Below are 12,541 nucleotides of genomic sequence, written 5' to 3'. Positions count from 1 at the left end.
TCGAGATCGCCATCGAGAACGCCGCCGGTATCGGAGGTCGAGACGCCGGTGCGCAGATCCTTCACCATCTGATAGGGCTGCAGGACATACGAGCGGATCTGGTGGCCCCAGCCAATATCGGTCTTGGCGGCATTTTCCGCTGCCGCCTTCTCTTCACGGATCTTCAACTCGCGCTCATAGAGTCGCGCGCGCAACATGTCCCAGGCTTGCGCGCGGTTGCGATGCTGCGAGCGATCGTTCTGACAAAACACCACGATGCCGGTCGGAATGTGCGTCAGCCGGATCGCGGATTCGGTCTTGTTGACGTGCTGGCCGCCGGCCCCCTGCGCCCGCATCGTATCGGTGCGGACATCGGCTTCGTTGATGTCGATCTGGATGCGGTCGTCGATCACCGGATAGACGCTGACACTGGCGAATGAGGTGTGCCGGCGCGCGTTCGAATCGAACGGCGAAATCCGCACGAGGCGATGCACACCGTTCTCGGATTTCAGCCAGCCATAGGCATTGTGGCCGGTGATCTTGACCGTCGCCGATTTGATGCCGGCCTCTTCGCCGGGCGACTCTTCCATATACTCGACCTTGTAGTTGTGCTGCTCGGCCCAACGGGTGAACATGCGCAACAACATGCTGGCCCAGTCCTGGCTTTCGGTGCCGCCGGCGCCGGCATGGACTTCAAGGAAGGTGTCGAAGGAATCGGCCTCGCCCGACAGCAGTGCCTCGAGTTCTCGGCGCGCCGCCTCGGTCTTCAGCTTGGCGAGAGCCTGCTCCGCGTCCGCGATAACGGACTCGTCCTTCTCGGCCTCGCCGAGTTCGATCATGCCGATATGATCTTCAAGCTCCTGCTCGATGCGGCCGATGGCCTTGAGCTGGTCCTCGAGCGCATTGCGCTCCTGCATGACCTTCGAGGCGCGCTGCGGATCGTTCCAGAGTTCGGGACTTTCGGCGAGCTGATTCAGCTCAGCGAGACGTGCGTTGGATGCATCGAAGTCAAAGATGCCTCCTCAGCAGCCCGACCGACCGCTTGATATCCTCGACGATGCTTTCAGTTTCAGCGCGCATGATGTGTGCCACGAAATGTCAGCGCGCATTTAGCCAGTGACCGGCTGCGATGCAACCGGTCTGCTCTCGTTTTCAAAGGCCAGGTTCAGTCCTGCCGCGTCAGTGCAATCCACCAAGGCCCGGGCGGAACAGCCGCTCGAGCGGATTGACGAATGTCGGCTGCGGCTGCGGAGCCGCAGAGGGCTGCGGACCACCGGCCGGCTCGAACGAACGCTCTCCGGACTCCGAGTAGCCGACGACCGAATACGAATCCGGCGGCGCGGTGCCCGGCTTGAAGGCTTCCAGGATCACGCGCTCGGAGCCTGGGCCTGCCCGCATGCCGCTCTTCGGATCGATGCGGATCAACTTGATGCCCGCAGGCACGCGGAACGGCACAGCGGGCTTGTCAGCCAAGGCCGCCTTCAGGAAGTCACGCACGATCGGAGCGGCCAGCTGGCCACCGGTCGAACCGCGCCCCATCGGCTTCGGCTTGTCGAAGCCGAGATACACGCCGACGGCGATGTCGGGAGAGAAACCGACGAACCAGGCGTCCTTCTCGTCGTTGGTGGTGCCGGTCTTGCCCGCAACCGGCTTGCCGACGTCGCGAATGACAGTGGCGGTTCCGCGCTGGACCACGCCCTCCATCATCGAAGTGATCTGATACGCGGTCATCGGATCGATCACCTGCTCGCGTTTGTCGATCAGGGTCGGCTCCGGCTGGTTGGCCCAGCGATCGGCATCGCAGCCGCGGCATTCGCGCTGATCGTGCTTGTAGATCGTGTGACCGTAGCGATCCTGAATGCGGTCGATCAGCGTCGGCTTGATACGGCGTCCGCCATTCGCAAACATCGAATAGGCCGCAGTCATGCGCAGCGTCGTGGTTTCGCCGGCGCCCAGCGCAAACGACAGATACGGCGGCAGGTCGTCGTAGACGCCGAACCGCTTCGCATATTCGGCGATCAGCGGCATGCCGACATCCTGCGCGAGCCGCACGGTCATGACGTTACGCGAATGCTCGATGCCGAACCGCAGCGTCTGTGGGCCATAGAACTTGCCCGCCGAATAGTTCTGCGGAGTCCACACGCCCGCCCCCGGTCCCTGATCGATCGAAAGCGGAGAATCCATCACGACCGTGGACGGCGTGTAGCCATTGTCCAGCGCAGCTGCGTAGACGAACGGCTTGAACGATGACCCCGGCTGACGAAGCGCCTGTGTCGCGCGGTTGAACTGGCTCTGGTCGAACGAGAAGCCGCCGACCATCGCCAGCACGCGGCCCGTCCACGGATCCATCACGGTGATGGCGCCGGAAATTTCCGGGATCTGACGGAGGCGATACTGGGCCTCCTGCCCGTCCTTGGCCTCGAGCGGCTCGACATAGATGACGTCGCCGGCCTCCAGAACCTGATTGACCTTGGTCGGCACGCGGCCGCGCTGGGGACCTGAAGCGGGCTTTGCCCATTTCACGCCATCGAGCGGCACGATACCGACGCGGCGCTCGCGCACCACGGCGCCGCCCGGCTCGCGCGTCGGCTGGAAACCGATGCGCGCGGACTGATCGGACGTCTCGAGGACGACCGCCATCTTCCATCCGATGTCGGACAGGGCCTTGACCTCGGCGAGCTTGACGCCCCAGTCGCCCGAAATGTCGAGCTTCTGAATCGCACCGCGATAACCGGCCCGCTCGTCATAGCGGATCATGCCGTCCACGAGCGCCTTGCGGGCGAGTTGCTGCAGCTTCGGATCGAGCGTGGTGCGGACCGAGAGGCCGCCCTCGTAGAGCTTCTTCTCGCCGTAGCGGTCATAGATTTCGCGGCGCACTTCTTCGGCGAAGAATTCACCGGCAAAGATGTGCGATCCGGTCGTGCGCGCAGTCACGGCGAGCGGCAGCTTCTTTGCGGCCTCGCCCTCTTCCGGCTTCACATAGCCGTTCTCGACCATGCGATCGATGACGTAGTTGCGGCGCTCGGTTGCGCGCTCGCGCTGGCGGAACGGGTGCAGCGTCGACGGCGCCTTCGGCAAGGCGGCGAGATAGGCGGCTTCGGCGATCGTCAGTTCATGAACCGACTTGTCGAAATACAGAAGCGATGCCGCCGCGATCCCGTAGGCGGAGAAGCCGAGATAGATTTCGTTGAGATAGAGCTCGAGGATCTTGTCCTTGGTGTAGGCGCGCTCGATCTTCATCGAGAGCAGCGCCTCCTTGATCTTGCGGTTGAACGACACCTCGTTCGTCAGAAGAAAGTTCTTCGCGACCTGCTGCGTAATCGTCGAGGCGCCCTGAGGACGGCGGCCGGTGCCGTATTGCTGCGCGTACAGCACGCCCGCGCGCACCATGCCCGTGAAATCGAGACCGCCATGCTCGTAGAAGTTCTTGTCCTCGGCCGAGAGGAAGGCGTGGATCACCCGCTTCGGCACCGCCTGGATCGGCAGATACAAGCGCCGCTCGCGGGCATATTCGGCCACCAGCGACCCGTCGGCCGCATGCACGCGCGTCATCACCGGGGGCTCGTAGTCCTGCAGCTGGGAATAATCCGGCAGGTCCTTCGAGTAATGCCACATCATGCCTGCGACGCCCGCGACGCCGACCAGAAACAGGATGGTCCCGACCGCGAACAGGAAGCCGAAGAAACGCAGCATCAGTCTCATGATGGTTCAACCATTGGCGCGAATCGGCCCGGTGCGGCCCATGCCCCCCAGCGCGCGCTGAAACCCCGCTCAGTGTATCGGAATTTTCGCAGATCTTACAGCGTTCCCGACTCTCGTCAGGTCGCCGTTTTTCATGTCGAAACTGAGGCTTCCTGGGGATTAGCCCGATGCCCCAAGCGAAACGCCTGCAACAACTTTTCCGTGTCTGGGGCCGGAGGCGCACTTGCAAGGTTCCGCGCCCGACCCTACGCTCCGCCAAATTTGAGTCCGCAAAAATTGTAGCGCCGCCATCTTTGGGGAAGCGATGAATTTTCAGTTTCGCGGACGGCAGCGTTGGCGCGACGCGCTTCTGGCGGGAACGGCACTAACCGGCGCTGTTGTTTTCCCGATGGCACTGTCCAGTCCTGCCGTCGCCAATGGCGGATCAGGCGGAGGCGGCGCAGCAGGCGGCGCGACCTCCTACTCTGGGACGGGTGGAGCCGGCACAGTGGGCACCGCCGGAGGTGGCGGCGGTGGCGGTGGCGCGGGACACATCTTTGGTGGAGCTGGCGGGGCAGGCAGCGGTGGCGCGGCAGGCGGTGCCGGGAGTGCCAACATCAATCAGCCTGGCGAGGAGGGTGCCGATGGCGCCAATCTCGGGGACGGGGGCGGCGGCGGCGGCGGCGGCAGGCATGTGCTTGATGTCGGAGGCTCCTTGGGCTCCTTAGGGAGCGGTAGCTTCACTGCTCCTGCCGGGGGAGCCGGAGGCACCGGCATTGGGTCTGGCAGTGGTGGTGGCGGTGGAGCCGGCGGCTCGCACATCTATCAAGCCTTCTCTGGGACTAATGGCCCGGTAAACTTCCAGGCCGGCGTTCGGACCGCCGGCGCCGGCGGTGCTGGTGGCAGCAGCACAGGAAGCGGCTTCGGCGGCTCAGGCGGCACAGGCGGCACAGCTTATTATCTCCCCTTCGGGGTGACCGGTGGGTTCAACATTCAGGCAAACGGCACAGTGATCGGTGGCGCCGGCGGTGCTGGAGGCACGGGCGGCGGCGGCACGGGGGCCGGCGGCGCCGGCGGCCACGGTGCCTTGATCAACGACTCGGTGGTCAACTTGGCCACGGGGACGACGCTACGCGGCGGTGCCGGCGGCACTGGCGGCGTTGTCGGACTGGGCGGCTTTGGAATCGTCGGCTCCAACCTGACAATCAACAACAACGGCGCCATCGAAGGCGGGCTCGCCGGCGACGGGACGAGCCGCACCCATGCCATCGCCCTCACCGGCGGCACCAACTTCGTCGGCGGGACCGGCACGATCACGGGCGGCATCGCCGTAACCGGGGGCGGATCGTTCGCGCCGGCGCTGGCAAACTCGACCATCGGCTCGGCCTTGTCGATCGACGGTCCGCTCACCTTCGCACCGGGCACGCAATATGTCGTGCGGCTCTCGACGACAACAAATGACAGCGTGACGGCCTCTGGCGCCGCGACCCTCACCGGCGCCAGCGTCACGGCGCAGTTCGATCCCGGATCCTATCTGGCGCGCCAGTACACCATCCTGACCGCCAGTGGCGGTCTTGGCGGCACGCCCTTCACCGGTGTGACCGGCGCCCCCACGAACTTTGCAGCCACGCTCGATTATCAGGGCAACGATGTGCTGCTGCTGCTCAGCGCGCAACTCGGCGGCACGACGGGCGGGCTCACGGTCAACCAGCAGAATGTGGCTGATGCGCTCAACGGTTTCTTCAACAAGGGCGGCACGCTGCCGCCGGGCTTCCTCACGCTGTTCGGACTGACCGGCGACGCGCTGCGCAATGCGCTGAACCAGGTGTCGGGCGAGCCCGGCGCATCGGTGTCCAACACCACCTTCACGGCCTGGAATTCCTTCTTCAACATGATCTTCGATCCGTTCGCGGAGAACCGCGGCGGATTCGGTGGCGGCGCGAGCGCGTTCGCACCGGAGGCGCAGTCCGACACGGTGCGGCTCGCCTACGCGGCGGTGACGAGCAAACGCGATTTGAAGGATGCACCGGTCACGAAAGCCCCTGCCCTCGGCGAGCCGTTCGCCGCACGCTGGAGCGTATGGGGCGGCGGCTATGGCGCGAGCGCGACGACAGAAGGCAACACGCAGATCGGCTCGCATGACACCACCTCGCGCGCCTACGGCTTCGCGGTCGGCGCGGATCACCGGCTGACGCCGGATACATTGATCGGTTTCGCGCTCGCCGGTGGCGGCACATCATTCGGTCTCGGTCAGGGGCTCGGTGGCGGCACCTCCGACATGTTCCAGGCGAGCGTTTATGCGCGTCAGAACTGGGGCGCCGCTTACCTGATGGGCGCCTTCGGTTACGGCTGGCAGGACTTCACGCTGAAGCGCATCGTGACGATCGCCGGCACCGACAACCTCGAAGCTGACTTCAACGCCCACACGCTCGCCGGTCGCGCCGAAGGCGGCTGGCGCTTCGGCTCTGCTCTCACCGGCATGACGCCCTACGCCGCGGTGCAGGTCGCAAGCCTCGACCTGCCGTCCTACAGCGAGCGCGCGACCTCCGGCGCCAGCACCTTCGCCCTCTCCTATGCCGGCCGCACCGACACACAGACGCGATCGGAACTTGGCGCGCGCTTCGACTACGCGATGCCGATGCGGGACGCGCTGCTGACGCTCCGTGGCAGAGCGGCCTGGGCACACGACTACGACACCGATCGCATCGCCAATGCCGGCTTCATGGCGCTGCCCGGCACTGCCTTTACCGTGAACGGTGCACGGCCGGACGCGGACTCTTTGCTCGTCTCCGCCGGAGCCGAACTCGCGCTGCTGAACGGTGTCTCGATCGCGGGAAGCTTCGAGGGCGAGTTCTCCGGCAACACCCAGAGCTATGCCGGCAAGGGCGTGCTGCGTTACCGCTGGTGACAGGGCGGATGGCCGCGTCATGGCCGTCCTAGATGGTCCGCGCTACCGCCGTCCCGCGGATGCTTCGGCGCCGGCGAGCCGCGTCCGGAAAAACTGCTCGACCGCCTGCACCATCGTCCCGGCCGCTTTTGCGCGCCATCCCTCGGAGGTCAGAAGCTTCAGGTCCTGCCGGTTGGTCATGTAGCCAAGCTCGATCAGCACCGACGGCACGTCCGGCGCCTTCAGGACGACAAAACCGGCCGACTTCAACGGCTTCTTGTGCAGACGGACCGTGTTCCTCATCTCCCCGACCAGGAGACGCGCGAAAGCATGCGAAAACGTCTTGGTCTCCCGGTGCGCGAGATCCAGCAGGATGTCGGCGACATCGTCCGGCTCCTTGGCGAGGTCGATGCCGGCGATCACGTCTGACCGGTTTTCATCTTCCGCGAGCTTGGCCGCCTCCGCATCCGAGGCGGTATCGGACAGCGTGTAGATCGTCGCGCCCTGCACGTCGCCTTCCGATTTCGGCAGTGCGTCGGCGTGAACGGAGATGAACAATTCAGCCTGGCGCTGGCGTGCGAACTTCACCCGCTCGGCCAGCGGGATGAAGGTGTCGTCGGTGCGCGTCATCACCACGCGATAGCGCCCGCTCTTTTCGAGCTGGTCGCGCAGCGTCAGCGCGAAATCGAGCACCACGTTCTTTTCCAGGATATCGCCGCCCCCGGCCTTGGTCCCGGTATCGGGGCCGCCATGGCCAGGATCGATCACGATCAGCGGACGCAGATCGCCCGATCGCTTCTCCTGCGGACGGGCGATCGACGGGATCGCGACGCTCCCGCGCATCGCCGTGCGGTCGAGCGCCAGATGCCGCATGAAGGCTTCGCGATCGGTCGCGGCGAGATCCACCACGAGCCGCGCCGGCTCGCCCCCGCGCGCATCGAGCACGGCCGCCTTCTCGATCCGCACCGGCTTCGCAACGTCTATGACAATGCGCGAGCCGCCCGCCATCACGAGCCCGTAGCGATAGGCCTTGATCAGCCCGCGCCCGGTTTCGCCCGCCTTCGGGGGCAGCTGGAACACGGTCTGGGGAATATCGATGACGACGCGATAGGGATCGGCGAGCGTGAAGGCCCGCACCCCGATGGTCGCGGTCACGTCCATGACGAGACGGGTCTGCTTTTCGTCGCCGGCAACGCGAATATCGGTCGCCACCGGAAGCGCCGACGGCGCGGGCGCGCGGCTTTGCGCTGCCGCAGCGGACAGACCCGCGAGCGTCAGAAGCACAGCGCAAAAGCCTGTCGCAAAGCGGCTGGCCACCGGTCGCCTCCCCCGCCTCATCCTTAATGCATAGGGAGCGGTGGGTTAATGGATTGTTAGCGGCGTCCGCGCGCCGGCGTCCAGGTGTGTCCGCGGCGCGACGCTGCAGCGTTCCACAGTCCATATACGTAGATGTTACGCGTCCGCCACGTCGATCCGGTGAAGCCGTGCTGCTGGATCAATGTCCTCGTCTTCGGCAACGTCACACCCGCCCCGCTGCAATCGCTCGACTGGTTCGAGTTCGGCGCGCGCGTCGGCTACCGGATGACCCAACTCGCCACGCTCGACGTGTTCGCCAACGGCATCGCCGGCGACAACGGCATCCAGACCAAGCTGCACGCCGGCGCCGGCATCCGCGTGCGGTTCTGATAGCGGCGAAGAGACCGCTGGCATGAAAAGCGAGAGCCCCCGGCGCTGATCGCATCCGGGGGCTCCTGACCGTCGGAATTTTGCTTCAGGCCTTCAATCAGGCCTTGAGGCTCTCGGGAACCTTGCCGCCGTTCTCCGCAAGCTTCACCATCACCTGCTTGTGCAGCCAGATATTCATCTTGGCCGAGTCATTCATGTCGCCCGTGTAGCCAAGTTCCTTGGCAAGCTCCTGACGATTCTTCAGGCTCGAATCCAGGTCCAGCACCTTCATCAGGTCGACGATCGACTTCTTCCAGTCGAGCTTCTCTGTTTTCTTCGACGCAAGATCGGTCACGACCTTGTCCACGTCGACCTGGGACATGCCCGCGCCACCCGCACTGCCGCCTGCGGGCACCGCCGCAGAACCTGTCGCCGCCGCCGAACCCGACCCGAGGCCAATGGCCGACAAGATTTTCCCGAAAATGCTCATCTTATACCTCCTGCTTGCGCGTCGCCTTCCGAACACGTGTTCTCATCGAGCAAGCGCTCTAGGGACCGGCGGCACTCTAATGCAATTTCCTCGGAGCAAACGTGGCAGATCACTGAATTTGTCGTGTGGCGCGGCCTTAGGTCACGACCACGGCGGCGATTCATGGCGGGGTAATATTGTACGAAGAACAGATTCGAATCCGTGTGCAATAAAAAAATGCAGTCAATTGAATAGGTTACCGGAGAAATATCGACCAGGCCGGCTGATTGCTCGCTTGCTATCCGTTCATCCGAGCCTTAATAAGGGCAGTGCTTACGGTTTGCACAATTCCGGCCGTGCCGCGTTCAGGCACCGGCACGCTCACCTCGAAGACAGCGCCGGCATGAGGGTCCGGACGCAGAGCTGGTGAGCGTAGGGGCTTCATCCGACCCACTGCCACGCGCAGGCGGCGGACAGCCCGATCAGCCGGTGTCAGCGAGTTTGTGTGTCTTGGGATTCAGCGCACGGTTGAAGCGATTGGATCGCAAGGGCGGCAGGAACCGGTGCCACGTTCAGGCACCATGCAAAGACGCAAGCAACAACGACTAATCGCGGTCGCGGAAACGACGGCCGCCCGCCACGGGTTTTGAAGTGATGGCGCAGGTGGAAGCCAGGGGCAGTTCTCCGACACGCGGACCCGTCCGCGACCGTGAGATCCGTCCGCGCATGATCGCAAGACCTACTCATTCACAGACACAATTCCCCGGACGCTTCCGCCGCGTTTCGACGCGCGAGTACCGCCTGACGGACGCAGCGCCGCCCGGGGCCAAGAGAACATTCGATGTCCAACAAAATGTTGATCGACGCGACCCATCCGGAAGAGACCCGGGTGGTCGTTTTGCGCGGCAATCGTGTCGAAGAATTCGACTTTGAGAGCGCCAGCCGCAAACAGCTTCGCGGCAATATCTATCTGGCCAAGGTTACGCGCGTGGAGCCGTCGCTGCAGGCCGCCTTCGTCGATTACGGCGGAAACCGGCACGGCTTCCTCGCCTTTTCGGAAATCCATCCCGACTATTACCAGATCCCGGTCGCGGACCGGCAGGCCCTGCTCGAGGACGAGCGGCGCGCTCAACGCGACGAAGACGAGAATGGCGAACGCTCCGAGCAGCGGCGCGGCCGCGGCCGGCGCCAGCGTGGCCGTGGTTCCAATCGCAATCGAAACCGCGATGTCGTTAAGAGCGACGTGGTTGCGTCTCCAGAAGGCGGCGACGCACCGCAGCCCTTCACCGACGAATTCGCCGAATCGACGCCGTATCTTCCGAGCGACCACGAGGTGCGGGGTCACGAGACGGCCGCAGAGGCCGCTGCGGCTGGCGAGGCCGCCGCAGTCGAGACCGTCATCGCGGAGTCGGTGGTGGAAGTGTCGGTGTCCGCGCCTGAGTCAAACGAAGTCCCGGCGCAGGCTCCCGAAGCCGAGCCGGTCGTGACCGCGGCGGCTTCGGACGAAACCGTTTCGCACGACGCTGTTGCCGAAGCCCCTGCCCCGGCCGCACCCGAACCCGCCACGGAGGCAGCGGACGCGGACGCACCGGCCGATATCGTCGAGGAGATTGCCGAAGCCCAGCCGCAGGAACTGGCCGCGCATCCCGAGACTGAAGACCGGACCGGCGACAGCGAGGACTCCGAGGACGACGAGTCCGAGGACGACGGCGAAGAGGAAGAAGAGGTCGTCGAGTCGGTCGGCGGCGACGCCATCGAAGAGGTGATGGAGCGCGCCCCGCGCTATCGCCGTCACTACAAGATTCAGGAAGTGATCAAGCGCCGGCAGGTGATGCTGGTGCAGGTCGTAAAGGAAGAGCGCGGCACCAAGGGCGCGGCGCTGACCACCTATCTCTCCCTCGCCGGCCGCTATTCGGTGCTGATGCCGAACACGGCGCGCGGCGGCGGCATCTCCCGCAAGGTCACCAATGCGGAAGACCGCAAGCACATGAAGGAAATCGCGGAGGAGCTCGAAGTGCCGGAAGGCATGGGCGTGATCCTGCGCACTGCAGGCGCCTCACGCACCAAGCTCGAGATCAAACGCGACTTCGAATACCTGCTGCGGCTGTGGGAGACCGTGCGCGATCTCACCCTGAAATCGACCGCCCCGACCCTCGTCTACGAGGAAGGCTCGCTGGTGAAGCGCGCGATCCGCGACCTCTACCACAAGGATATCGAAGAGATCGTGGTCGAGGGCGAAGCCGCCTATCGCGAAGCCAAGGACTTCATGCGCATGCTCATGCCGAGCGCGGTGAAGAACGTTGTGCCCTATAGCGATGCGCAGCCGATCTTCACGCGCTACGGCATCGAAGCGCAGCTCGATGCGATGTTCCAGCCGACCGTGCAGCTCAAGTCTGGCGGCTATATCGTGATCAACCAGACCGAGGCGCTGGTTGCGATCGACGTCAACTCCGGCAGGGCGACGCGCGAGCACTCGATCGAGGAAACCGCGGCAAAGACCAACGCGGAAGCGGCGGCCGAAATCGCCCGCCAGCTCAGGCTCCGCGATCTGGCCGGCCTGATCGTGATCGACTTCATCGACATGGATGAAGGCCGCAACAATCGTGCGATCGAACGCAAGATGAAGGAAGCCCTGAAGAGCGACCGCGCTCGCATCCAGGTCGGCCGCATCTCGCATTTTGGCCTTCTGGAAATGTCGCGCCAGCGCATCCGCTCGTCGGTGCTGGAAAGCTCGACCGAAGTCTGCCCGCATTGCGGCGGAACCGGTCACGTGCGTTCGGTCTCGTCGGTAGCGTTGCAGCTCATTCGCGCCGTCGAAGAAACCTTGCTCAAGGGCGCGACCCACAATCTGATCGTGCGTTCGCGTTCGGAAGTTGCGATCTATGTCCTCAACCACAAGCGCGCCCATCTGCGCATGCTGGAAGAGCGGTTCAAGATCGCAATTGCGGTCACCGTCGATTCGAGCCTGACGGGCCATCCCTCCTTCGCGATCGATCGCGGCGAACAGGTGATGACGATCGACCAGGCCAAGGCCATCGCCGCAACCATCCGTCCGGATTCGATCCCGGCCTATGACGAAGGCGACGAGGTCGAGGCCGATGAGGTGCTCGACGAACTCGAAGCCGAGGGCGAGGACGCTTCGTCTGAACAGGCGGCTGAAGGAGAAGACGAAGGCCGCGAACGCTCCGGTCGCCGTCGGCGCCGCCGCGGACGGCGCGGCCGCGGGCGCGATGGCGAAGATCGTCCTCAGGTCGAAGGCGCCGAACTCGCGTCGTCACAACCCGAGGATGGAGAGCCTGACGAAGTTGCGGGCGAAACGCTCGAAGCTGACGGGGAAGCTGCCGAGACTGACGGCGAAGGCGAGACTGTCGTCGCCAATGGCGACGGCGAACGCCGGCGCAGGCGTCGCGGACGGCGCGGCGGACGGCGCAATCGTCGCGGCCGCGAAGGCGAAGGTGACGAGACGATCGTATCCGAGGCCGAGACTGATACCGAGACCGAGACCGAGACCGACCTGGTCGCTTCGGACGACACCGGCCCTGAGTCTGTGGAAGCTCAACCCGTCGCCGTGACCGAGCCCGAAGCGGACAAGACACCGGCTCCTGTCGAGGCCGCGCCGCTGCGCGTTGTCGAGACGCCTGCGGCTGAGCCCGCGCCCGAGCAACCGGCGCGCCGGCGCTCCACCGTTCGCGAAGCCCCACCGGTCTTCAGCTCGACCGACACGCCGGCATACACCCCGCCCCCCAGCCCGCCGCCCGCCCCGCCGGTTGAAACGGCGCAGCCTGCATCGGAGGAAGCCTCCGAAAAGCCGCGACGCAGGGGCTGGTGGTCGCTGCGCGGTTGACCGCAGCGGTCGCCCG

7 protein-coding genes are annotated in these 12,541 nt (G+C 64.9%); 3 read left to right on the top strand and 4 right to left on the bottom strand.

The annotated features are described in order from the left end of the window. A protein-coding gene (gene prfB / locus VNZ93_RS07330; protein ID WP_325702242.1) for a peptide chain release factor 2 occupies window positions 1-1,059 on the bottom strand; the annotation gives its coding sequence in 2 pieces (ribosomal slippage) (window positions 1-989 and window positions 991-1,059; 1,058 coding nt annotated over the 2 pieces). This gene is flagged as partial in the annotation. Between the two features lie 99 nt (window positions 1,060-1,158). Beyond that, on the bottom strand, window positions 1,159-3,681 hold the full coding sequence (locus VNZ93_RS07325) for a penicillin-binding protein 1A (protein WP_325702239.1): 2,523 nt from the start codon (window positions 3,679-3,681) through the stop codon (window positions 1,159-1,161). Between the two features lie 487 nt (window positions 3,682-4,168). On the opposite strand from VNZ93_RS07325, the gene VNZ93_RS07320 reads away from it, so the two are divergent. Then, a complete protein-coding gene (locus VNZ93_RS07320; protein ID WP_325702236.1) occupies window positions 4,169-6,568 on the top strand; it encodes an autotransporter outer membrane beta-barrel domain-containing protein in 2,400 nt (799 codons plus the stop codon). A gap of 42 nt (window positions 6,569-6,610) precedes the next feature. Here the strand turns inward: VNZ93_RS07320 and VNZ93_RS07315 are convergent, their stop codons facing one another. Continuing rightward, complete coding sequence (locus VNZ93_RS07315) at window positions 6,611-7,885, bottom strand: N-acetylmuramoyl-L-alanine amidase (RefSeq protein ID WP_414710006.1); 1,275 nt, start codon at window positions 7,883-7,885, stop codon at window positions 6,611-6,613. A 111-nt stretch (window positions 7,886-7,996) separates the two neighbouring features. On the opposite strand from VNZ93_RS07315, the gene VNZ93_RS07310 reads away from it, so the two are divergent. Next, window positions 7,997-8,233, top strand: coding sequence for a hypothetical protein (locus tag VNZ93_RS07310; protein ID WP_325702230.1), 237 nt, complete (start codon window positions 7,997-7,999; stop codon window positions 8,231-8,233). A gap of 97 nt (window positions 8,234-8,330) precedes the next feature. On the opposite strand, the gene VNZ93_RS07305 is transcribed toward VNZ93_RS07310, so the two are convergent. Continuing rightward, the gene (locus VNZ93_RS07305) at window positions 8,331-8,702 is read right to left on the bottom strand and encodes a DUF3597 domain-containing protein (RefSeq protein WP_325702228.1); all 372 of its coding nucleotides are present in this window, start codon (window positions 8,700-8,702) and stop codon (window positions 8,331-8,333) included. 820 nt (window positions 8,703-9,522) lie between these two features. Between VNZ93_RS07305 and VNZ93_RS07300 the strand changes: the two genes are divergently transcribed. Further along, window positions 9,523-12,525, top strand: a complete 3,003-nt coding sequence (locus VNZ93_RS07300; RefSeq protein WP_325702225.1) for an Rne/Rng family ribonuclease — start codon at window positions 9,523-9,525, stop codon at window positions 12,523-12,525. Window positions 12,526-12,541: the final 16 nt, after the last annotated feature.

This window comes from Pseudorhodoplanes sp. (assembly GCF_035565795.1).
GTDB lineage: Bacteria > Pseudomonadota > Alphaproteobacteria > Rhizobiales > Xanthobacteraceae > Pseudorhodoplanes.
The sequence above is the reverse complement of the archived record's forward strand: the minus strand, read 5'-3'. Positions and strand labels throughout refer to the sequence as shown.